The 23,619-nt window shown below is 65.5% G+C and carries 16 protein-coding genes; all 16 read left to right on the top strand.

Translation table 11 applies throughout. The features are described from left to right. Positions 1 to 167 precede the first annotated feature (167 nt). The 16 genes from H587_RS0112855 to H587_RS0112780 all read left to right on the top strand — a co-directional run bounded on the left by H587_RS0112855 (position 168) and on the right by H587_RS0112780 (position 23,527). Positions 168 to 899 carry a lysophospholipid acyltransferase family protein gene (locus H587_RS0112855; protein WP_027176603.1) on the top strand — a complete coding sequence of 244 codons (732 nt, stop codon included), beginning with the start codon at positions 168 to 170 and terminating at the stop codon, positions 897 to 899. Continuing rightward, positions 896 to 3,913, top strand: a complete 3,018-nt coding sequence (locus H587_RS18600) for a PAS domain S-box protein (RefSeq protein WP_034609413.1) — start codon at positions 896 to 898, stop codon at positions 3,911 to 3,913. Before H587_RS0112855 ends, H587_RS18600 begins: the two co-directional genes overlap by 4 nt. After that, positions 3,910 to 5,286 carry a sigma-54-dependent transcriptional regulator gene (locus tag H587_RS0112845; RefSeq protein ID WP_034609411.1) on the top strand — a complete coding sequence of 459 codons (1,377 nt, stop codon included), beginning with the start codon at positions 3,910 to 3,912 and terminating at the stop codon, positions 5,284 to 5,286. Before H587_RS18600 ends, H587_RS0112845 begins: the two co-directional genes overlap by 4 nt. A 77-nt stretch (positions 5,287 to 5,363) precedes the next feature. Further along, on the top strand, positions 5,364 to 5,579 hold the full coding sequence (locus tag H587_RS0112840; protein ID WP_027176601.1) for a hypothetical protein: 216 nt from the start codon (positions 5,364 to 5,366) through the stop codon (positions 5,577 to 5,579). 363 nt (positions 5,580 to 5,942) lie between these two features. Then, the gene (gene nifJ / locus H587_RS0112835) at positions 5,943 to 9,581 is read left to right on the top strand and encodes a pyruvate:ferredoxin (flavodoxin) oxidoreductase (RefSeq protein ID WP_027176600.1); all 3,639 of its coding nucleotides are present in this window, start codon (positions 5,943 to 5,945) and stop codon (positions 9,579 to 9,581) included. A 120-nt stretch (positions 9,582 to 9,701) separates the two neighbouring features. Next, positions 9,702 to 11,339 carry an L-lactate permease gene (locus tag H587_RS0112830; RefSeq protein WP_034609409.1) on the top strand — a complete coding sequence of 546 codons (1,638 nt, stop codon included), beginning with the start codon at positions 9,702 to 9,704 and terminating at the stop codon, positions 11,337 to 11,339. Positions 11,340 to 11,418: 79 nt separating this feature from the next. After that, positions 11,419 to 12,807 carry an FAD-binding oxidoreductase gene (locus tag H587_RS0112825; RefSeq protein ID WP_027176598.1) on the top strand — a complete coding sequence of 463 codons (1,389 nt, stop codon included), beginning with the start codon at positions 11,419 to 11,421 and terminating at the stop codon, positions 12,805 to 12,807. Positions 12,808 to 12,810: 3 nt separating this feature from the next. Continuing rightward, entirely contained in the window at positions 12,811 to 14,106 is a 1,296-nt protein-coding gene (locus H587_RS0112820) for a (Fe-S)-binding protein (RefSeq protein ID WP_027176597.1), read from the top strand. 31 nt (positions 14,107 to 14,137) lie between these two features. Further along, the gene (gene acs, locus H587_RS0112815) at positions 14,138 to 16,246 is read left to right on the top strand and encodes an acetate--CoA ligase alpha subunit (RefSeq protein ID WP_034609407.1); all 2,109 of its coding nucleotides are present in this window, start codon (positions 14,138 to 14,140) and stop codon (positions 16,244 to 16,246) included. 58 nt (positions 16,247 to 16,304) lie between these two features. Continuing rightward, complete coding sequence (locus tag H587_RS0112810; RefSeq protein WP_027176595.1) at positions 16,305 to 17,378, top strand: phosphotransacetylase family protein; 1,074 nt, start codon at positions 16,305 to 16,307, stop codon at positions 17,376 to 17,378. 19 nt (positions 17,379 to 17,397) lie between these two features. Then, entirely contained in the window at positions 17,398 to 18,024 is a 627-nt protein-coding gene (locus tag H587_RS0112805; protein WP_027176594.1) for a lactate utilization protein, read from the top strand. 3 nt (positions 18,025 to 18,027) lie between these two features. Then, positions 18,028 to 20,175, top strand: coding sequence for an L-lactate dehydrogenase (quinone) large subunit LdhH (gene ldhH / locus H587_RS0112800; RefSeq protein ID WP_027176593.1), 2,148 nt, complete (start codon positions 18,028 to 18,030; stop codon positions 20,173 to 20,175). Positions 20,176 to 20,187: 12 nt separating this feature from the next. Further along, positions 20,188 to 21,210 (top strand): alpha-hydroxy-acid oxidizing protein, encoded by a 1,023-nt coding sequence (locus tag H587_RS0112795; RefSeq protein ID WP_027176592.1) that lies wholly within the window; start codon positions 20,188 to 20,190, stop codon positions 21,208 to 21,210. Continuing rightward, positions 21,207 to 21,509, top strand: a complete 303-nt coding sequence (locus H587_RS0112790; protein ID WP_027176591.1) for a Dabb family protein — start codon at positions 21,207 to 21,209, stop codon at positions 21,507 to 21,509. Before H587_RS0112795 ends, H587_RS0112790 begins: the two co-directional genes overlap by 4 nt. 216 nt (positions 21,510 to 21,725) lie before the next feature. Beyond that, positions 21,726 to 22,181 carry a CBS domain-containing protein gene (locus tag H587_RS18595; protein WP_051202798.1) on the top strand — a complete coding sequence of 152 codons (456 nt, stop codon included), beginning with the start codon at positions 21,726 to 21,728 and terminating at the stop codon, positions 22,179 to 22,181. 20 nt (positions 22,182 to 22,201) lie between these two features. Then, the gene (locus tag H587_RS0112780; protein WP_027176590.1) at positions 22,202 to 23,527 is read left to right on the top strand and encodes an ArsB/NhaD family transporter; all 1,326 of its coding nucleotides are present in this window, start codon (positions 22,202 to 22,204) and stop codon (positions 23,525 to 23,527) included. Positions 23,528 to 23,619 lie beyond the last annotated feature (92 nt).

The following is a 23,619-nucleotide window of genomic DNA, read 5'->3' as shown; positions in this document are numbered from 1 at the left end:
CCGGCCCTTGGGGCCGTTTTTTTCGTTTTTCGTCCGGCCGGAGCCGGGGCGTGCAGTCTGGTGTGCCCCGTTTTCGCCCGCAATGCAACGCCCCCGGCCGGGGCGGAGGGGTTCCGGTTGAGGCTTGTCCGGGCTTGGGGTAGTGTCGCGGGATGGGCTCGACGGCCATGTTGCGAGGGGTGGTGAAGGCCCTGCTCTGGTTGCGTTACCGGGTGGAGGTGCGCGGCGTGGAAGCCGTGCGCGCCCGGGGTGACCGGAAGATACTCTTCCTGCCCAATCATCCCGCGCTCATCGATCCGGTCATCGTCCTGTCCTCCCTGCACAAGGACTTCCGGCCCATCCCCCTGGCCAACGGCAAGCGCACGGATCTGCCGGTCATCGGCTGGATGGCCCGGCGCGTGGGCACGGTGCTCATTCCGGACCTCACGGCCCCCAACCGCCGCGAGATGCGCGAGGTGGCCCGGGGCCTGGAGCTGGTGCGGCGGAGCCTGGAGGTGGGGGCCAACGTCCTGCTTTATCCCGGCGGCCGCCTGGCGCGAGAGCCCGAGGAGCGCCTGGGCCGCAACGGGGCCGTGGAGCGGCTGCTCAAGGCCGTGCCCGACGCGCGCGTGGTCCTGGTGCGCCAGCGGGGCCTGTGGGGCAGCAGCTTCAGCTGGGGCTTCGGCCGCGAGCCGCACGTCCTGGGCAACCTGCCCATGCAGTTGGCGGCGTTGGCGGCGGCAGGAATCGTGGGCCTGCCCCGGCGGCGGGTGGTGCTTGAGCTGGTCGAGCCGGAGGATTTTCCCCGGACGGCGGGCCGCGCCGAGGTGAACGCCTACCTGGAGAACTTCTACAACGCCACACCCAATCCGGTGGTCCGGGTGCCTTATTTCTGGTGGCGCTCCGGGGAGCGCCCGTGAAGACCCGCTCGGCGCTTCCGCTCCTGCTCCTTCTGGCCCTGCTTCCGGGCACCCTGGACGCCGGCTCGGGGAGCAAGAAGGATATCCTTTTCGTCAATTCCTACCACAACGGCTACGCCTGGTCCGACGACATCCTGGCCGGAGTGCGCGCGGGCCTGGATGAAAGCGGCGAGGACATCGACCTTCAGATCGAGTACCTGGACGCCAAGAAGCACGACCTGGAAAGTCTGTCGCCAGCGTACCTCGAGTTGTTTCGGGGCAAGTTCGCCCGCCACCATTTCCATGTGGTCATCGCGGCCGACAACGACGCCTTCAACTACGTCATGTCCGTGCGCGACGAGCTGTTTCCCGGCACTCCGGTGGTCTTTTGCGGGGTCAACGAGCAGGAGCGCCTGCCCCAGGTCATGCACAACGTCACCGGCGTGGTCGAGAACATTGACGCCGAGGAATGCCTGCGCACGGCCATGCGTCTGCATCCGGGCCGCGACAAGGTGCTCGTGGTCGGCGACCGTTCGACCACCGGCATGGCCATCCGGGCCCAGGTGGAGCAGGCCGTGCCCGCGCTCAGGGATCGACTCGCCTTCACTTTCGTCTCGGAAAACGACTTGGGAAAGCTCATGACCCTGGTGCGCGCGGCCCCCGACGACACCCTGATCTACTTCATTCCCATGTACCAGGACGTGTCCGGTGAGTTCTTCTCCACCCAGGAGATCCTGAGTCAGATGTCGGTTCAGACCGACGCGCCGATCTACAGCAACTGGGAGTTTCTGCTGGGCCACGGCATCGTGGGCGGGCATCTGCTGCGCGGCGCCGACCACGGCCGTCTGGCCGCCCGCCTGGCCCTGCGCATCCTTCAGGGCGAGGCCCCGGACGCGCTGGGCATCGGCAAGAAGGTCTACGGACGCTTCATGTTCGACCATGAACTCCTGGAGAGGTTCAAAATCCGTCGGGAGGATCTGCCCGAGGGCAGCATCGTGATCAACGAGCCGCCCACCTTTTACGAACTGAACAAGCAGGTCTTCTGGATCCTCATCGTGAGTTTCCTGGCCCTTTCCCTGGTGCTCGTCTCGCTGGTGAACAACATCAAGCGCCGCAAGGTGATCGAGCGCCGGATCAAGGATCAGGTGGCCTTCCTTCAACTGCTCATCGACACCATCCCGCTGCCCATCTACTACAAAGGCAGCGCGGGCCAGTACCGGGGCTGGAACGCGGCCTTCGAGCGCTGGTTCGGACTCAGGCGCGGCGAGAGGCGCGAGGAGGGAACCGTGGGAGGTGGGCTGGCCCAGCTGGACGAGGGCGCCGGGCCGCGCGAGCTGCGCCCCGGCCAGGTGCTCAGTGAGGAACGTCGCCTGCTGTCGACCGATGGCGCGCTGCATGACGTGATCCTGCACCAGGCCGCCTACTTCGACGCCACGGGGGCCGAAAGCGGCCTGGTGGGCGTGATCTACGACATTTCGCCCCTGCGCCGCGTCGAGGAGGATCTGCGCGCGGCCGAGGAGAAGTACCGGGGCATCTTCGAGAACTCCCCCCTGGGCATCTTCCGGGCCGGACCGGCGGGCGACTACCTGGAGGTGAACCAGGCCCTGGCCACCATGTTCGGCTGTGAAACGCTGGAGGAGGCCCGGGCGTCGGATCAGAACCTTCTGGCCGTGCTGCGGGCGGACCCGGAGCGCGCGGCGGCGCTGAACATCGGGCCCGAGCAGGGCGGCGGGGTGGTGCGCTTCGAAACCCGGCTCAAGCGCAAGGACGGCCGGAACATCACGGTGACGGTGAACATCCGCCCGGTGCTGGACGAGGACGGCATGCTTCGGCATTTCGAGGGCATGGTCGAGGACGTGACCTTCAAGGCCAACCTGGAACGCCAGCTCCAGCAGTCCCAAAAGATGGAGGCCATCGGCACCCTGGCCGGGGGAATCGCCCACGACTTCAACAACATCCTGACCTCAATCCTCAACTCCACGGAGCTGGCCCTCCTGGATCTGCCGGTGGGCGTCCCGGCCCGGGCCGATCTGGAAAGGGTGGTTCGGGCGGCCCATCGCGGCAGCGCCCTGGTGAAGCAGATTCTGACTTTCTCGCGGCCTTCCCAGGAAGGCTTCCAGGCCACGGACGTGGCCGAGGTCATCCGGGATGCGGTGGGCCTGGTGCGGGCCTCCATGCCCCGCAACATCGTGGTCATGGAGCATCTGGAAGCCAAGCACACCCACAGTTTCGCCGACCCGATCCAGATCCAGCAGATCGTCATGAACTGCGTGACCAACGCCTTTCACGCCTTGCGAGAGATCGGCGGGCGCATCGAGGTCGGGCTCACCGAGGAGCGGATAGGCCGGGAGCGGGCCCGGACTCTGAGCGTGCAACCCGGGAACTATCTGCGTTTGAGCATCGCGGACAACGGACCGGGCATTCCCCTGGAGATTCGGGATCTCATCTTCGATCCCTTCTTCACCACCAAGGACAAGGCCGAGGGTACGGGACTCGGCCTGGCCGTGGCCCACGGCATCGTCAAGGTCCACAAGGGAGCCATCCGGGTCTCCAGCACGCCCTTTGAGCGTACGGCCTTCGATATCTATCTGCCCTGCTTCGAGCAGGCCTCCGACGCCGACCTGGCTCCGCGCGAGGCCTACCCCGGGCGCGGCGAACATATCCTGTTCGTGGAGGACGACGAGGACCAGTTGGAGACCATCCCCAGGGTGCTCGCCCGCCTGGGGTACGAGGTCACGGCCCGCAGCGACGCGGCCGGGGCCCTGGCCGCGTTGGCCGAGACCCCGGACGGCTTCGACTGCATGGTCACGGACTACGACATGCCGGAGGTCAACGGCGTGGATCTGGCCGAGGAGGTCGGCCGCGTCGCGCCGGGGATGCCGGTGATCCTGGTCTCGGGCCGCAAGCGGGCCGCCGACGCCCTGGGCGGCGCCGGAAACATCAAGAAACTGCTGCTCAAGCCCTACGACGGCGGGCACATCTCCCGGGCCATCCGGGAGGCGCTGGCCGAATCCGGGCGGGGGATCGCCCCATGAACATCCTGATCATCGACGACGACGCGGACGTCCGGGCCACCATGGAAAGCCTGGTGCGGCGCATGGACCTGGCTTGCGACACCGCGGCCGGCCTGGGCGAGGGCCTGGCCAAGGCGCGATGCGGCGGCTACGACGTGGTCTTCCTGGACGTGCGCCTGCCCGACGGCAACGGCCTGGACGCGCTTCCGGTCATCAAGTCCCTGCCGGACTCCCCGGAGGTCATCATCCTCACCGGTCTGGGCGACCCGGACGGCGCCGAACTGGCCATCCAGGGCGGAGTCTGGGATTATTTGGTCAAGCCCGCGCCGGTGCGCGAAACCATGCTTTCGCTCAAGCGGGCCCTGCAATACCGCCAGGAGAAGAATCGGGCCAAGGGGCCCCGGCCCATCCAGCTCTCCAGCCTGGTGGGCACCTCGTCGCGCATGCGCCAGTGCTTCGACTTGGCGGCCCAGGCCGCCGCGTCCCAGGCCGCCGTGCTCATCACCGGCGAGACCGGCACGGGCAAGGAACTGTTCGCCCGGGCCATCCACGACAACAGTTCCCGCGCCGGCGGGAGCTTCGTGGTGGTGGACTGCGCCACGCTCACCGAGTCCCTGGTGGAGGGCACGCTTCTGGGGCACCGCAAGGGCGCCTTCACCGGCGCGGATTGCGATCGCGACGGTTTGGTCCGGCTGGCCGACGGCGGCACGCTCTTCCTGGACGAGGTCGGCGAACTGCCCCTGTCGATTCAGAAGTCCTTCCTGCGCGTACTCCAGGAGAAACGCTTCCGGCCCGTGGGCGCGTCCCGCGAGGTGACCAGTGATTTCCGGCTCATCGCGGCCACCAACCGCAACCTGGAGGAGATGGTCGAGCGCGGAGCCTTCCGTCAGGATCTCCTGTTCCGCATCAAGACCGTGCATATGACCCTGCCGCCGCTGCGGGAGCGGATCGAGGACGTGGGGCTCCTGGCCGCCCGCCGCCTGGAGGCCCTGGCCGCGGACAACGGCCGGCCGCCCAAGGTCATGGACTCGGAGTTTTCCCAGATCATCGCGGCCTATTCCTGGCCCGGCAACGTGCGCGAACTCTACAACGTCATGGAACGGGCCGTGATCGCTGCGGGCGATGAGCCGACGCTGTTCGCCCTGCATCTGCCCCAGGAAGTGCGCATCGCGGTGACACGGGCCCAATTGTCGCGCGGAGCGTCGGGCGAGGTGGTCTTTTCTACCGAGGGCGGCCTGCCCACCCTGCGGGCCTTCAAGGAAGCGCGGGAGCGGGAATACCTGGAACTCCTGCGGCGTGAGTGCGGGGGCGAGATCGTCCGGATGCTCGACGTCTCCGGCCTGTCCCGCTCCCACCTCTATGCCCTGCTCAAGAAATACGGAGTGGACATCTGAATTGGCATCGCTCGTGCAAGAAGATCGGGCAAGGGAGACCGGGATGCCCCCGGGACTCCAGACAGGAGCGAACGGACATGGCCACCAGCGACGCCCGCATTTTCCGAGTGTACGAAGCAGAACAGACCGGCAGGCCGGGGTTCCGCCTGCGCATCAGTGTGAGCGCCGAGCGGGAACCGGCCCTGCGCGAGGACATCAGCACCGGACGCAGGCTTCTGCGCTTGCTGCGCTTGGTTTTGGAGACCGACGACAAGATGTTGGCCGAGCGCAGTTCCACAAGACATTTCGCCTGAACGAGTTTGTCCGATTTTTCGGACGGGCGCCTTCCCGTCCGATTTTTCGGACATATCCCTGGAAAAGACCTGTTTTCGTCACGCCTCGATTCTTTCAGATTCCCATTTCTCCTTCGATGTGCTTTCATTCTTCAAGAGTCTGTCCTCATTCCACCGGTCCTCCAGTCCGAAAAATCGGACTATTCCCCCGCCCTCGCTCACCCGGATATTCGCCTCGGCCTATCAAGGCGTTGAAATAAAAAGTAAAATCAAAAAGAGCATCAGCGGCACGGAACTTGTTAGAGGGGGGACGACCCCCAACGTCTCGCGCGGCTTTCGGCCAAACCGGAAGAGCGCCATCCGTTCAAAACGAGGAGCTTCACGATGGTCAAGAAGACGATGAAGACGATGGACGGCAACACGGCCACTGCGCATGTGGCCTATGCCTTGAGCGATACCGCTGTCATCTATCCCATCACGCCGTCCTCGCCCATGGGCGAGACCGCGGACGAATGGGCCGCCAAGGGGCGCAAGAACATCTTCGGCCAGGTGGTGGACATCCGCGAGATGCAGTCCGAGGCGGGCGCGGCCGGCGCCGTGCACGGCTCCCTGGCGGCGGGCGCGCTGACCAGCACGTTCACCGCCTCCCAGGGCCTGCTGCTCATGATCCCGAACATGTTCAAGATCTCCGGCGAACTGCTGCCGGGCGTGTTCCACGTCTCGGCCCGCGCCGTGGCCGGTCACGCGCTGAACATCTTCGGCGACCACAGCGACGTCATGTCCGCCCGCCAGACCGGTTTCGCCATGCTTTGCTCCAACTCGGTGCAGGAAGCCATGGACATGGCCCTGGTGGCCCACTTGGCGGCCATAGAGTCCAGCGTGCCCTTCGTGCATTTCTTCGACGGCTTCCGCACCTCCCACGAGATCCAGAAGATCGAGGTAATCGACTACGAGGACATCGCCAAGCTGGTGAACCTCGAGAAGGTCGCGGCCTTCCACGCCCGGGGCATGAACCCCGAGCATCCGGTGATCCGGGGCACGGCCCAGAATCCGGACATCTACTTCCAGGGACGCGAGGCCGCCAATTCCTTCTACGCCAAGGTGCCGGGCATCGTCACCGAGGCCATGGACAAGGTCGCCGGGATCACGGGCCGTTCCTACAAGCTCTTTGACTACGTGGGCCATCCCGAGGCCGAGCACGTGATCGTGGCCATGGGCTCGGGCTGCGAGGCCATCGAGGAGACCCTCGGCCTGCTCAACTCCCAGGGCGCCAAGCTGGGCCTGCTCAAGGTCCGGCTCTTCCGGCCCTTCGTCAAAACCGCCCTCCTGGCCGGGATCCCTCTCTCGGCCAACACAGTCACGGTCCTCGACAGGACCAAGGAGCCCGGTGCGCCGGGCGACCCCCTGTACCTGGACGTCTGCGCCGCGCTGTTTGAAGGCGGCCGGACGCTCCGGGTGCTCGGTGGCCGTTACGGCCTGGGCTCCAAGGAATTCACCCCGGCCATGATCAAGGCCGTTTACGACAACATGGCCGCCGCCTCGCCCAAGAGCCACTTCGTCGTGGGCATCGAGGACGACGTCACCGGCAGCTCCCTGACCGTCGGCGATCCTCTGCAGACCACCCCCGAGGGCACGGTGCAGTGCAAGTTCTGGGGCCTGGGCTCCGACGGCACCGTGGGCGCCAACAAGAGCGCCATCAAGATCATCGGCGACAACACGGACATGTTCGCCCAGGGCTACTTCGCCTACGACTCCAAGAAGTCCGGCGGCATCACCGTCTCCCACCTGCGTTTCGGCAAGCATCCCATCAAGTCCACCTACCTGGTGAACACCGCCGACTTCGTGGCCTGCCACAAGGCCAACTACGTGCAGGTCTACGACGTGCTGGAGGGCATCAAGGACGGCGGCTCCTTCCTCCTGAACTCCAACTGGTCCCTGGCCGACATGGAACAGCACATTCCCGGCCACGTGCGTCGGACCATCGCCCGCAAGAAGCTCAAGTTCTACAACATCGACGCCGTGGAGATCGCCTCCCGCGTGGGTCTGGGCGGTCGCATCAACATGATCATGCAGACCGCCTTCTTCAAGCTCTCCGGCGTGCTGCCCTTCGAGCAGGCCGTGGCCCTGCTCAAGGACTCCATCAAGAAGACCTACGGCAAGAAAGGCGACAAGATCGTCAACATGAACATCGCGGCCGTGGACCAGTCGCTGGAGAACCTCCAGAAGATCGATTATCCGGCCGCCTGGGCCGACGCCGCGGACGAACCCGCTCACGCCGCGGCCGAGCCGGACTTCGTGAAGAACGTCATGAAGCCCATCCTGGCCCAGAAGGGCGACGCCCTGCCCGTGAGCGCCTTCACCCCGGACGGCCTCTTCCCGGTGGGCACCTCGCGCTACGAGAAGCGCGGCGTGGCCATCAACGTGCCGGAGTGGGTCGCGGACAACTGCATCCAGTGCAACCAGTGTTCCTTTGTCTGCCCGCACGCGGCCATCCGGCCGGTGCTCGTCACCGACGCGGAGAAGGCGGCGGCTCCCGCGACCTTCTCCGTCCTTCCCGCCCAGGGCAAGGAACTCAAAGGCCTGTCCTTCCGCATGCAGGTGAACGCCCTGGACTGCATGGGCTGCGGCAACTGCGCGGACATCTGCCCGGCCAAGGAGAAGGCCCTGGTCATGAAGCCCATTGAGAGCCAGGTGGAGGCCGAGGTGCCGAACTTCGACTACGCCGCCGGCCTGCCCGTGCGTGACGGCCTGATCAAGCGCGAGTCGCTGAAGGGCAGCCAGTTCCACCAGCCCCTGCTGGAGTTCTCCGGGGCCTGCGCTGGCTGCGGCGAGACGCCCTACGTCAAGGTGCTCACCCAGCTCTTCGGCGAACGCATGATCATCGCCAACGCCACGGGCTGCTCCTCCATCTGGGGCGCCTCGGCTCCGTCCAGTCCCTACTGCGTGAACAAGGACGGCTTCGGCCCGGCCTGGGGCAACTCCCTGTTCGAGGACGCTGCCGAGTTCGGCTTCGGCATGGCCCTGGGCGTGGCCCAGCGCCGCGCCAAGCTGGCCGACGTTGCCGCCGCGGCCGCCAAGGAGGCGGACGGCGGACTGAAGACCGCGCTGGAGGCATGGCTGGCGGCCAAGGACGACGCGGCCGCCTCGCGCGAGAAGGGCGACGCGGTCAAGGCCCTGTTGGCCAAGGCCCCCAAGACCCCGCTCCTGGACGAACTGCGCGGCATGGCCGACCTGCTGACCAAGAAGAGCGTCTGGGTCTTCGGTGGCGACGGCTGGGCCTACGACATCGGCTACGGCGGACTGGACCACGTCCTGGCCTCGGGCGAGGACCTCAACGTCCTGGTCATGGACACCGAGGTCTACTCCAACACCGGCGGCCAGTCCTCCAAGGCGACCCCGCTCGGCTCGGTGGCCAAGTTCGCGGCCTCGGGCAAGCGCACCGGCAAGAAGGATCTGGGCCGCATGGCCATGACCTACGGCAACATCTACGTGGCCTCCGTGGCCATGGGCGCCAACAAGCAGCAGATGCTCAAGGCCTTCCAGGAGGCCGAGGCCTATCACGGGCCGTCGCTGATCATCTGCTACGCGCCCTGCATCAACCAGGGCATCAAGAAGGGCATGGGCAAGACCCAGGAGGAGCAGCGGCTCGCCGTAGCCTCCGGATACTGGCCCCTGTACCGTTACAATCCGCTTCTGGCCAAGGCGGGCAAGAATCCGTTCGTGCTCGAGTCCAAGGCCCCGGACGGCAGCCTGCAGGAATTCCTCTCCGGCGAGACGCGTTACGCCATGCTGGAGAAGACCCTGCCCGACGCCTCCAAGGTCTTCCGGACCAAGATCGAACGGGATTACGCCCAGCGCTTCGAACTGCTGCGCTGGATGGCTTCTCCCGAGGCTTGTTTCATCGGCGCGGAGAACGGGTCGGCTGACGGCGGAACGCCGGCCTGTGAAACCGCTTCGACGGCGGAGCACGCCCGTCCCGGCAAGGCCGAGGAACCTTGCGACGACGGGCGTTCGGGAAAGTGATCGGTTAAGGGCGGGGGAGCCGGGCGACCGGCTCCCCCTTGTTCGCGGGCAGGAATCACCTGATGCTCAAGACCCATGGGGGGCCCCGCGGATGTTTCCGACAACCGCTTGGAGGAGTTTATGGAAAGCTGGATTCAGGCTTACAATCCGCTGGGAAGCATCCTGGTATCGGCGTTGGTGGCGGGCATCCCCTTGTACATCCTTTTTTACATGCTGGCGGTGAAACGCATGGCGGGCCACAAGGCCGCCATCGTCGCCACCCTGGTGGCCGTTCTCCTGGCGATCTTCGCCTGGGGCATGCCCGCCGGACTGGCGCTCAACGCCACGGTCTACGGCGCGGCCTTCGGCCTCTTCCCCATCGTCTGGATCGTCATCACGGCCATCTGGATCTACAACATGACCGTTGAGTCCGGGGAGTTCGAAATCATCAAGAACTCCCTGGCGAGCATCACGGACGACCGGCGGCTCCAGGCCATCCTGGTGGCCTTCGCCTTCGGTTCCTTCATCGAGGGCACTGCGGGCTTCGGCACTCCGGTGGCCATCACCGCGGCCATGCTCGTGGGTCTGGGCTTCAACCCCCTCTACGCGGCGGGCATCTGCCTCATCGCCAACACCGCGCCCGTGGCCTTCGGCGCCATCGGCATCCCGATCGTGGTGGCGGCCAAGGTCTCGGACCTGGAAGTGATGAAGATCAGCCAGATCTGCGGACGTCAGCTGCCCTTCCTGTCCGTGATCGTGCCGCTCTGGCTGGCCGTGACCATGAGCGGCTTCAAGCGCGCCATGGAAGTGCTCCCGGCCGTGCTCGTGGCCGGCGTGTGCTTCGCCGGCTCCCAGTTCATCTTCTCCAACTATCATGGTCCCTATCTGCCCGACATCATGTCGGCCATCATCACAATCGTTGGCCTGGGCGCCTTCCTGCGCGTCTGGAAGCCGAAGAACGTGTGGCATTTCCCGGACGAGGCCCCGTCCGCGGGCGGACCCGTGAAGTGCGAGTACGGCATGGGCGAGGTGCTCCGCGCCTGGACGCCCTACATCATCCTGGCCGTGATGGTTCTTCTCTGGGGTCTGGAGAGCGTGAAGAAGTTCCTTGACGGCATCCTGCTCATCAAGATCAGCTGGCCCGGTCTGCACAACGTCGTTCTGAAGACCGCCCCCATCGTGGCCAAGGACGTGCCCTACGGCGCGGTGTTCAACCTGAACCTGCTCTCGGCCGCGGGCACGGCCATCTTCTTCTCCGGCCTGCTCTCGGTGCTGGTGATCCCCAAGTACGGCTTCGGCAAGGCCTTCTCCTGCTTCAACCGCACGATCTACCAGCTGCGCTTCCCGATCCTGACCATCGCCATGATCCTGGGCCTGGCCTACATCATGAACTTCTCCGGCATGAGTTCGACCATGGGTCTGGCCTTCACGGCCACCGGTTCGCTGTTCCCGTTCTTCGCCCCGATCCTGGGCTGGCTCGGCGTGTTCCTGACCGGTTCGGACACGTCCTCCAACGCCCTCTTCGGATCGCTGCAGAAGACCACGGCGCAGCAGATCGGCGTGGATCCCGCGTTGTGCGTGGCGGCCAACTCCTCCGGCGGCGTCACCGGCAAGATGATCTCGCCGCAGTCCATCTCCGTGGCCACGGCGGCCTCCAACATGGTCGGGCGTGAAGGCGACATCTTCCGCTTCACCCTGCCGCACTCCATCGCCATGGTCCTGGTGGTGAGCGTGTTGACCATGCTCCAGGCCTACGTGTTGAAGTGGATGCTGCCTTAGGGCGGAACAAGAAGAACAAAGCGGGGCCGGGGTTCCCGGCCCCGCATGGAGTTTTCACAGCGCCGGAGGAGGCGTCATCATGCTGAGCGCAGCTCTCATCAAGGAATTCAAGGCGATCGTCGGCGAGTCCAACGTCATGGACAGCGAAGCCGACCGTCATGCCTATTCATATGATTCCGCCGTGTTGCAGCCCGTGGTGCCGGCCCTTGTGGTCCGCCCGGAAAGCACCGAGACCCTGGGCAAGGTGGTCAAGCTCTGCGGCGAGAACGGCCTGCCCGTGACCGTGCGCGGCTCGGGCACCAACCTCTCGGGCGGCACCATTCCGGACCCCCGCGACGGCATCGTGGTTCTGACCAACGCCCTGAACCGCATCCTGGAGATCAACCAGGAAGACCTGTACGCGGTGGTGGAGCCGGGGGTCATCACGGCCAAGTTCGCGGCAGAGGTGGCCGCCCGAGGTCTGTTCTATCCGCCGGACCCGGGCTCCCAGGCCGTGTCCACCATGGGCGGCAACGTGGCCGAGAACGCCGGGGGCCTGCGCGGGCTGAAATACGGCGTGACCAAGAACTACGTCATGGGCGTGAACTTCTTCGACACCGAGGGAGAGAAGATCGTCACCGGTTCGCGCACCGTGAAGTGCGTCACCGGCCTGAATTTGGCGGGGCTCATGGTCGGCTCCGAGGGCACCCTGGGCGTTTTCAGCGAAATCGTCCTCAAGCTCGTGCCCCCGCCGGCTGCCAACAAGGCCATGATGGTCCTCTTCGACGACGTGGCCAAGGCCTCCCAGACCGTGGCCGCCATCATCGCCGCCAAGATCGTGCCCTGCACCCTGGAGTTCCTGGACAACTTCACCATCCGCACGGTGGAGGCCTTCGCTCACGCGGGCCTGCCCGTGGACGCCAAGGCCCTGCTGCTCATCGAGGTGGACGGCCATCCGGCCCAGGTGGCCGACGAGGCCGCCCAGGTGGAGGCCATCTGCAAAAAGATGGGCGCCGCCGGCCTGCATGTGGCCCAAAGCGCCGAAGAGCGGAACAAGGTCTGGGAAGCCCGCCGGGCGGCCCTTTCGGCCCTGGCCCGCGTACGTCCGACCACGGTGCTCGAGGACGCCACCGTGCCGCGCAGCAAGATTCCGGCCATGATCAAGGCCCTGGACGAGATCGCGGCCAAGTACAAGCTGCAGATCGGCACCTTCGGCCACGCCGGCGACGGCAACCTGCACCCGACCATCCTCACCGACCGTCGGGACAAGCAGGAGTTCGAACGCGTCGAGCAGGCCGTGAACGAGATCTTCGAGGTGGCCCTGAGCCTCGGCGGCACCCTCTCCGGTGAGCACGGCATCGGCATCGCCAAGTCCAAGTGGATGGAGAAGGAAACCAGCCGGGGAACCATCCTCTATTCCCGCCGACTGAAGAAGGCCCTGGACCCCAAGAACATCCTCAATCCGGGCAAGATCCTCGGGGAGGAGTAGGCCATGGCCGACGTGCGCGAACTTCACAAGCTGCTCATGGAGCTTGACGACCAGCTGGTCACCTGCATGCGCTGCGGCACGTGCCAGGCCGTCTGCCCGTTGTATGCCGAAACCGGACGCGAGGCCCTGGTGGCCCGCGGCAAGATCGCCCTTCTGGAGCATCTGGCCCACGAGATGATCCAGGACGCCGAGGCGGTCAAGGAGAAGGTCGAGACCTGCCTGCTTTGCGGCGCCTGCGCGGCCAACTGTCCCAGCGGGGTCAAGGTCCTGGACATCTTCCTCAAGGCCCGGGCCGTGCTCACTGGCTATATGGGGCTGCCCCCGGCCAAGAAGCTCATCTTCCGGGGCCTGCTCGTGCGTCCAGGACTGTTCAACGCCATCCTGGGCCTGGGGGCCAAGCTCCAGGGCTTGTTCGTCAAGCCGGTCAACGAGATGCTCGGCTCCTCCTGCGCCCGCTTCCAGTCCGACATCATCGGCGACCGGCACTTTCCGGCCCTGGCCGGGGAGTCCCTGCACAAGACCGTGCCCAGCCTGGACACGGCCAAGGGCAACAGCGGCCTGAAAGTCGGCTTCTTCCCCGGCTGCATGGTGGACAAGGTCTTTCCCCGCGTGGGCAAGGCCGTGCTCAAGGTGCTGGAGCATCACGGGGTGGGCGTCTTCCTCCCCGACCATCAGGCCTGTTGCGGCATCCCGGCCTTGTCCTCGGGCGACCGCAAGAGTTATGATGTATTGGTGGACAAGAATCTGGAGTGCTTCGCCGGGGGCTCTTTCGATTACTTGGTGACCCCCTGCGCCACCTGCACCTCCACGATCAAGAAGTTCTGGCCGACGTTCGCGGACTCGGCCGACCAGGGGCGCCGCGACGCCCTGGCGGCATTGGCGGCCAAGACTTTGGACATAAACGTGTTCCTGGTGGACATCTTGAAGGTTCAGCCGAGCGGCGTGCCCGGGGCAAAGGACATGAAGGTCACGGTGCACGATCCCTGCCACCTCAAGAAGTCGCTGGGAGTGGCGGCCCAGCCGCGCCAGGTGGTGCGGCTCAATCCCAACGTGGAACTGGTGGAGATGAAGGACGCCGACACCTGCTGCGGGTGCGGCGGCAGCTTCACGCTCCTGCATTACGACTTGGCCCGCAAGATCGGCAAGAAGAAGCGGGACAACATCGCGGCCTCGGGGGCCCAGGTGGTGGCCACGGGCTGCCCGGCCTGCATGCTCCAGATCACGGACATGCTTTCCAAGGCCGGGGACCGGGTGGCGGTGCGCCATCCCGTGGAACTCTACGCCGAAACCTTGGGCTGAGTCGTCAAACGGCCTCAACTAAGGAAGCGACATGGACACGATGCGAAAGAACCTGGACGCCTTGTTCTACCCCAAGGCCGTGGCCGTCATTGGCGCCTCGGACAAGCCGGGGAAGATCGGGCACACCGTGGTGGCCAACATGCTCCGGGCGGGCTACACGGGCGAACTGATCCCGGTGAACCCGAAGGCCTCGGTGATCGAGGGCCTGAAGGTGGTCAACCGCATTCCGGACCTGCCCAAGGGCCTGGACATGGCGGTGATCACCGTGCCGCGCGACGCGGTCATGCCCGCGCTCAAGGAGCTGGCCGACATCGGCACGCGCTCGGTGGTGGTCATCACCGCGGGCTTCAAGGAAGTGGGCAAGGAAGGCTACCACCTGGAGCAGGAGATGGCCGAGCTGTGCAAGAAGCACGGCATCGCCCTGGTGGGCCCCAACTGCCTCGGCATGATCAACACCGGCAGCCAGGTCAACGCCTCGTTCGCCTCGGGCCAGCCGCCCAAGGGCAAGATCGCCTTCTTCTCCCAGTCCGGCGCACTCTGCACCGCCATTCTCGACTGGGCCCTGGGCGAGAACATCGGCTTCTCCAAGTTCGTCAGCCTGGGTAACAAGGCCGTGCTCTCCGAGGCGCACATGCTTGAGTACCTCGGCAAGGACGACGACACCAACGTCGTGCTCGGCTACATCGAGAACGTGGAGCAGGGGCAGTACTTCCTGCAGCAGGCCGCCGAGGTCAGCCGCAAGAAGCCGATCATCATGGTCAAGTCCGGCACCACGGCCGCCGGCGCCAAGGCCGCCAGCTCGCACACCGGCGCCATCGCCGGCTCGGACGCGACCTACACCGCGGCCTTCCGCCAGACCGGCGTGATCCGCGTGGACGACCTGTCCTCGCTGTTCGACTTCGCCCAGGCATTCTCCACCCAGCCGCTGCCCAAGGGCCCGAACCTGGCCATCGTGACCAACTCCGGCGGTCCCGGCATCATGGCCGCCGACGCCACGGAAAAATCCAAGCTGACCATGGCCCGGATCAGCAACGAGACCATTGAGAAGCTGCGCGAGGCCCTGCCGCCGTTCGCCTCGCTGTACAACCCCATCGACGTCATCGGCGACGCCCCGGCCACGCGCTACAAGGCCACCCTGGACATCATCATCGACGATCCGATGATCCATTCGATCCTGGTGCTCCTGACCCCGACCTCCTCGGCCGAGATCGAGGAGACGGCCAAGGCCGTCATCGAGGTCGCCAAGAAGACCGACAAGCCGATCTTCACCTGCTACATGGGCAAGATGCGCGTCGACCCCGGCCGGCGCATGCTCCAGGAGGCGGGCATCCCCTGCTATTCCTTCCCCGAGTCGGCGATCAAGAGCATCGAGGCCATGTATCTCTATTCCGCCTGGAGGCAGAAGGGTCGGCCCGAGTACGCCGAGATCAAGGGCGACACCGGCAAGGTCCGCAACCTGCTCAAGCAGGTGCGCGCCTCCGGGGCCACCGAGGTGGTCGAGTTCCAGGCCCAGGAAGTCCTGCGGGCCTACAACCTGCCCACGCCCAAGACCGTGTTGGCCAAGTCCAGCGACGAGGCCGTGGCCGCCGCCGAGGCCATCGGCTACCCGGTGGTGCTCAAGATCGCCTCGCCGCAGATATCCCACAAGTCCGACGTGGGCGGCGTGAAGGTGAACATCCAGGACGCCGAGGGCGTGCGCAAGATGTTCTGGGACATCACCAGCCGGGCCCAGCGCCTGCGCCCCGACGCCTACATCGCGGGCTGCCTGGTCCAGGAGATGGCCCCCAAGGGCGTCAAGGAGATCATCATCGGCTTCAAGCGCGACGACCAGTTCGGGCCGCTGCTCATGTTCGGTCTGGGCGGCATCTACGTCGAGATCCTGAAGGACATCGCCTTCCGTTTGGCCCCGCTGTCGCGCGAGGACGCCCGCGACATCATCCGCGAGATCAAGTCCTACATGCTCCTCAAGGGAGTGCGCGGCGAGGCGCCGGTGAACTTCGACGCCCTGGAGAACATCCTCCTGACCATGTCCCAACTGGCTCAGGACTTCCCGGAGATCTACGAGGCCGAGTTCAACCCGGTGCTGGTGAACAGCGAAAAGGCCATCGTGGCCGATGTGCGCATGACCCTGTCCTCCTGAACGGGGGACGGTTTCGGCGGCTGATCACTTCTCATTCACAAGGATACGGAGGACGACAATGGTCGGTTTGTACATAGGCTCCACCGCGCAGTTCGCGGGCAAGAACCTCATGGCCATGGCCCTTGGGCTCAAGTTGCAGAAGGAAGGCCTCAACGTCGGCTACATGAAGCCGGTGGGCGCCATGCCCGGTCTGGGCAAGGGCAAGGAGGGCGACGAGGACGCCTTCTTCGTCCAGGACGTGCTCGGCCTGTCCCAGGATCCCGAGCTGGTCACGCCCGTGCTCGTGACCCGCGACTTCAAGATCAAGGCCTTCCGCACGCCCTGCCAGGGCCTGCTGGACAGGATCGTGAAGGCCTACGGTGAACTGTCCAAGGGCAAGGACGTGATGATCATCAGCGGTTCGGGCAGCTTCCTGCACGCGGGCAAGTACTGCTCCGTGGACGGCCCCTCGGTGGTCGCGGCCCTGGGCGCCAAGACGCTGCTCATCGACCGCTTCAACAAAGAGCTGAACTACGACTATCTGCTCTCGGCCAAGGACATCCTTGAGTCCCGCGAGTGCGAGCTGCTGGGCGCCGTGCTCAACGACGTGCACCCGAGCTACATGGACGAGGCCAAGGAGTTGGTGGAGCCCTCGCTCAAGGTGCGCGGCATCGACGTCTTCGGAATCGTGCCCCACGATCCGTTCATGAGCGGCATCAAGGTCTCCGAACTGGCCGAGCGCCTGGGCGGCCGGATCATCACCGCGGCGAACAAGGCCGACCGGCTGGTGGACACCTTCCTCATCGGCACCATGCAGGTGGAGAACTTCCTGACCCACTTCCAGCGCGTCAAGAACGCCGCAGTCCTGGTGGGCGGCGACCGCGCCGATCTGCAGCTGGTGGCCCTGGAGGGCAACTGCCCCTGTCTCGTGCTCACGGGCAACCTCTATCCCAACGACATCATCATGACCCGGGCCGAGGTGCTCGGCGTGCCGATGATCGTGGTTCGGGGCGACACCTTCTCCACGGCCAAGCTCATGGAGACGGTGCAGGCGACCCAGAAGCTGCGCGCCCAGATCAAGATCAACCACGGGGCCCAGCTCATCAACGCCAACGTGGATGTACCCGCGCTGCGCAAGAAGCTCGGCGTCTGATTCAAACAAGGGGGCGGGAATGAACGAGAACCGGAATCCTGTCGAGCTGTTCGAGGAAAAGGCCAAGGCCGTCTCGGCCGTGGTCTCCAAGGTCGCTTCCATGCGCGAGGCCGTGGCCTACGCGCTGGACGTCTGCGACAAGAAACAGGCCTGTCAGCTGCTGGTTTCCGGCTGCTCGGAGCCCCTGTCGGAAAAGGGCCAGGCGTTGTGCGAGACCAAACAGCAGAAGGTCATCGCCGCGCCTGGCCTTTCTCCCGAATTCTTTGCCGACCTGGAGGGATCGGCCCGGGAGCGCGGCATTCTCTGTATCGAGAAGGGCATGCGCGACCATCTTGGCGGAGTGGACATCGGCTTCACCCTGGCCGATTTCGGCATCGCCGAGACCGGCACCCTGGTCATCATCTCCAACAGCGAGGAACTGCGCCTGGCCACCATGATCGCGGAGTTCCACGTGGCCGTGCTGCCCCAGTCCAAGATTCGCGAGACATCCCGGGACTTGGAGGCCGAGTTGGTGGCGCTCACCAGCGTCCAGCCGAGCTACACGGCCTTCGTCACCGGAGCCAGCCGCACCGCCGACATCGAGCGCGTCCTGGCCCTGGGCGTCCACGGCCCCCTGGAACTCCACATCCTGCTCCTGGAGGATTAGGCCATGCAGCAAGCGAAGAATCTCAAGGAATACCGCGCGGAGCTGCGCGAGGCCCTGGGCGACGAGTTCCTGCGCCAGGCCATGGACAAGTTCGCCCGCTTTTATCCCGGAGCCCGGGCCCGGGCCTTCGCCGGCATGGATGTGGACGGGCTCATCCGCGAGATCGCGGAGGCCAAGGACAAGGCCGCCGCGCGGATGGACGAACTTTACGAGCAGTTCAAGGCCAAGGCCGAGGCCGCCGGGGTCAAGGTTCACTTGGCGCGCACGGCCCGCGAGGCCAACGAGATCATCGCGGCCATCGCCAAGGAGAACGGCGTCAAATACGTGGTCAAGTCCAAGTCCATGACCGCCGAGGAGATCCACCTCAACGATCACCTGGAGGCCGAAGGCTACGAGGTCACCGAGACGGACCTGGGCGAGTGGATCATCCAGCTGCGCGGCGAGGGCCCGACCCACATGGTCATGCCCGCCATCCACCTCTCGCGCTACCAGGTGGCCGATCTGTTCAGCGAGGTCACCAAGCAGAAGCAGGAAGTGGACATCGAGAAGCTGGTCAAGGTGGCCCGCCGAGAACTTCGGCCGCGCTACATCGAGGCCGACATGGGCGTCTCCGGCGCGAACATGGCCGTGGTCGAGACCGGGGCCATCGGCATCGTGACCAACGAGGGCAACGCCCGTCTGGTGACCACCCTGCCGAGGGTGCATGTGGCCCTCATGGGTCTGGACAAGCTCACCCCGACCCTGGCCGAGGGCCTGCGGGTGCTCCGCGTGCTGCCGCGCAACGCCACGGGCCAGGCCATCTCTTCCTACGTGACCTGGATCAACGGGCGCAACGAGTGCGCCGCGTCTCCCGACGGCAAGAAGATCATGCACATCGTCTTCCTGGACAACGGCCGCTCGGCCCTGGCCCGCGATCCGCTCTTCTCCCAGGTGCTGCGCTGCGTGCGTTGCGGGGCCTGCGCCAATGTCTGCCCGGTGTACCGCCTGGTGGGAGGTCATCGCTACGGGCACATCTACATCGGGGCCATCGGCCTGATCCTGACCTACTTCTTCCACGGCCGGGACAAGGCCAAGAACCTGGTTCAGAACTGCATCAACTGCGGGGCCTGCAAGGCGGTCTGCGCGGCGGGCATCGACCTGCCCACGCTCATCAAGGAGATTCACGCCCGCATCCTGGACGAGGAGGGGCACTCCGCCCCCAGCACGCTCCTGGCCGCCGTGCTCAAGAACCGCAAGCTCTTTCACAGTCTGCTGCGTACGGCCAAGCTGGCCCAGAAGCCAGTGGTCTCGGGCGGCTACATCCGCCACCTGCCCATGCTTCTGGCCAAGGACCAGGGCTTCCGCGTCCTGCCGGCAATCGCGGCCAAGCCCTTCCGCGACCTTTGGCCGCGCATCCGCCCCGAGGTCAAATCCCCGCGCTACCGCGTGGGCCTGTTCTCGGGTTGCGTGCAGGACTTCGTCTATCCCGAGCAGTGCGTGGCCGCGGTCAATGTGGTGGCGGGCAAGGGCGCGGCCCTGGACTTCCCCATGGACCAGTCCTGCTGCGGCCTGCCGGTGGTCATGATGGGCGAGATCGCCGCGGCCCGCGACGTGGCCAAGCAGAACATCCGGGCCCTGGACCCGGGCAAGTACGACTACATCCTCACGCTCTGCGCCTCCTGCGCCTCGCATCTCAAGCACGGCTATCTGAAGCTTCTGGGCGACGACCCGGCCTGGGCCGTGAAGGTCCGTCAGTTCGCGGACAAGGTCATCGACTTCAGCTCCTTCGTGCATGACGTGCTCAAGCTCACGCCCGAGGACTTCCGCAAGGACGGCGGCAGCGTGACCTATCATGCTCCCTGCCATCTCTGCCGGGGCCTGGGCGTGAAGGACGCCCCCCGCGACTTGATGCGCGACGCGGGCCTGGACTATAAGCCCTCCGAGGAAGAGGAGGTCTGCTGCGGATTCGGCGGCACCTTCTCGATGAAGTTCCCGGAGCTGTCGGCCGAGCTTCTGGCCAAGAAGCTGGACCATGCCGAGGCCACCGGGGCGCAGACCCTGGTCACGGACTGCCCCGGCTGCGTCATGCAGCTGCGCGGCGGCCTGGAAAAGAAGGGCTCGCCCATGCGCGTCAAGCACATGGCCGAAATCTTGGCCCAGCAGATCAAGTAGGAGGTTCGTCACGTGAAGGAAGTCCGGGCGCATGCCCGTGAACTGATGAAGGGATTCTGCCGGGTCTGCCCGGTCTGCGACGGCCGCGCCTGCGCCGGTGAGGTTCCCGGCATGGGCGGCCTGGGCACGGGGCGGGCGTTCATGAACAACGTCTCGGCCCTGGCCTCGGTGCGGCTGAACATGCGCCTCATCCACGAGGCCGTGCAGCCGGACACCTCGCGGGAGCTGCTGGGCGTCAAGCTCTCCCTGCCCGTGCTGGCCGCGCCCATTGGAGGCGTGTCCTTCAACATGGGCGGCGGCGTGTCCGAGGCCGACTACATCCGGGCCGTGGTCCTCGGCTGCAAGGAGGCCGGAAGCCTCGGCTGCACCGGCGACGGCGTGCCCGAGGTCATCCACAAGGAAGCCTTCGCCGCCATCCGCGAGGCGGACGGCCACGGCATCCCGTTCATCAAGCCCTGGGAGGACGAGGAACTCTACCGCAAGCTGGAGGGCGCCCTGGACGCCGGGGCCAGGATTCTCGGCATGGACATCGACGCCGCCGGGCTGGTCACGCTGCGCAAGATGGGCCGCCCGGTGTCGCCCAAGACCCCGGAAAAGCTGCGTGAGATCATTGAGTGGAGTCCCGTGCCCTTCGTGCTCAAAGGCATCATGACCGCCGACGAGGCCAAGATGGCCCGCGACGTGGGCGCGGCGGGCATCGTCGTCTCCAACCACGGCGGACGGGTGCTGGACCACACGCCGGGCGTGTCCGAGGTTCTGGCCGAAGTGGCCGCGCCCGTGCGCGGCGAGATCGCGATTCTGGCCGACGGCGGCGTGCGCACCGGCGAGGACGTGCTCAAGATGCTGGCCCTGGGCGCGGACGCCGTGCTCATCGGGCGTCCCTTCAGCGTGGCCGCCGTGGGCGGGCTCAAGGACGGCGTGACCGCCTACCTGGAGCAGCTGCGCGGCGAATTGATCCGCTCCATGGTCCTCACCGGCTGCGCCGACTTGGCGGCCGTGGACGGGCGCATTCTCTTCAACGGAGGCCGTCGATGATCAAGCACATCGTCATGTGGACCCTCAAGGACGAGGCCCAAGGCAAGAGCGCGGCCGAGAACGCGGCCGAGATGAAACGCATGCTCGAGGCCCTTGAGGGGCGGATTCCCGGGCTGCTGCACATCGAGGTGAGCACGGACGTGTTCAACGCCTCTCCGGCCTGCCAGGTGGTGCTCTATTCCGAATTCGCCACGCGGGCGGACCTGGCCGCCTATCAGCCGCATCCCGAGCACCAGAAATGCGTGCGGTTCATCGCCCAGGTGGTTTCCGGGCGAGGCGTGCTGGATTACGACGTCTAGGCGGGACGCCCCGCCACACCGGGGAGGACGTCCTCCGTCAAGGCCGCCGGGGCATGACCCCGGCGGTTTTTTTGTGCTATGATGAAACGCACAGGCAATCTTACAGGATTGTAATGATTGGCTGTTCCCCTTGATAGCCCAAAATGTTCCCCGTAAGAGTTCGGGCTGTGTCTTTGACGGCTTCTGCATGAAAAACGGAAAAGAGGGAGTGCGATCATGCTTGTCTCGGCAATTTACAGTCGCGACGTCACCACCATCCCGGCCGATGAGAGTGTGGGCCGGGTGCTCTGCCTCATGCCGGGCATCCGTTCCAGACTCGTCTACGTCACCGAGGCGGACGGACGCCTGGTGGGAGTGGTCAGCAGCTACGACCTGCTCAAGGTCATGCTGCCCGAGTATCTCGACGCCAATCTGGCCAAATCCCTGGCCGGAGGCGAGAACCTGTTTCTGAAGGCCTTCGAGGAACGCTCCGGGATGCGGATTTCGGAGATCATGAGCCGCGATCTCGTCTTCTGCTCCCCGGAGGACACCGTGGTGGAGATCAACGCCCTGATCCGCGAAAAGGGCGTCAACGTGCTGCCCGTGCTGGACAAGCAGGGAGTCCTGCTTGGCGAGGTCGCCCGCCGCGACATCCTCGCCGCCGTGGCCAAAATCTGCTGCGAAATATCCTGAAGGACCGGAGGTCGTAACTCATGTTCTGGGTCGCAACGGCCATCTTCGTGGTGGCCTACGCCATCATCGTTTCCGAAAAGATCCACAAGACCAAGGTCGCCCTGCTCGGGGCGGCGCTCACCCTCATCACCAAGGTTCTCAGCCAACACGACGCCCTGCACGACATCGACCTCGGCGTGGACTGGAACGTCATCTTCCTGCTCATCTCCATGATGATCATCGTGAACATCATGACCAAGACGGGCGTGTTCCAGTACGTGGCCATCAAGGCCGCCAAGGTGGGCAAGGGCAATCCCTTCACCATCATGAGCATCTTCGCCGTGGTCACGGCCATTTCCTCGGCCTTCCTGGATAACGTGACCACCGTGCTCCTGCTGGCTCCGGTGACGCTGCTCATCGCCAACGAGCTGGAAGTGGACCCCATCCCCTTCCTGATCACCGAGGCCCTGGCCTCGAACATCGGCGGCACGGCGACGCTCATCGGCGACCCGCCGAACATCATGATCGCCTCCAAGGCGGGCTTCGACTTCATGGACTTCATCATCCATCTGAGCCCGGCCATCGTGATCATCATGGTCGTCTGGATGCTCATCTGGAAGGTGGTCTTCGGCAAGCGCCTGCATGTGCGCGAGGAACTCAAGGCCCGGGTCATGGCCATGAACGAGAACGAGCTCATCAAGGATCCGGTGCTGCTCAAGAAATCCGGCGCGGTGCTGGGCCTGACCATCCTGGGCTTCATCCTGCACGGCTTCTTCCATTATGAGCCCGCCACCGTGGCCCTCATGGGCGCGGCCACGCTCCTGTTCATCTCCGGCGAGGAGCCGCATCACGCCCTGGCCGAGGTGGAATGGCCGACGATCTTCTTCTTTATCGGCCTGTTCATCATCATCGGCGGCACCGTGAAGGTGGGCCTCATCGAGCTGCTTTCCAAGGAGATGATCGCCCTGACCCATCCGACCCCGGACAACATGTTCATGCTCTCCATGGTCATGGTCTGGTTCTCGGGCATCGCCTCGGCCATCGTGGACAACATCCCCTTCGTGGCGACCATGAACCCTCTGCTGGTGAGCACGGCGGGCACGGTGCTGGGGAGCACGGACACGGCCACCCTGCAGAGCGCCACCATGCTGCCGGTCTGGTGGGCTCTGGCCCTTGGCGCCTGTCTGGGCGGCAACGGCACGGCCATCGGCGCCTCGGCCAACGTCATCGTGGTGGGCATCTCCGAGAAGGCCGGACACAAGATCACCTTCGTCCGCTTCCTCAAATACGGCGTGCCCGTGACCCTGCTGACCATCGCCATGTCCATGGCCTATATCTGGGTGCGCTACTACATCCTCAAGTTCTGACCTCGCCGGAGACGGCGCATGGACGGGGGCCTTCAGGCCCCCTTCGTGTTTCCCGGCTGTGGGCGGGCGCAAAAAAAGGGAACCTTGCGGTT

The sequence above is a fragment of the Desulfovibrio aminophilus DSM 12254 genome (assembly GCF_000422565.1).
GTDB classification, from domain to species: Bacteria; Desulfobacterota; Desulfovibrionia; order Desulfovibrionales; family Desulfovibrionaceae; genus Aminidesulfovibrio; species Aminidesulfovibrio aminophilus.
Note: the sequence above shows the minus strand (reverse complement) of the source record. Positions and strands in the feature narration are given on the sequence as shown.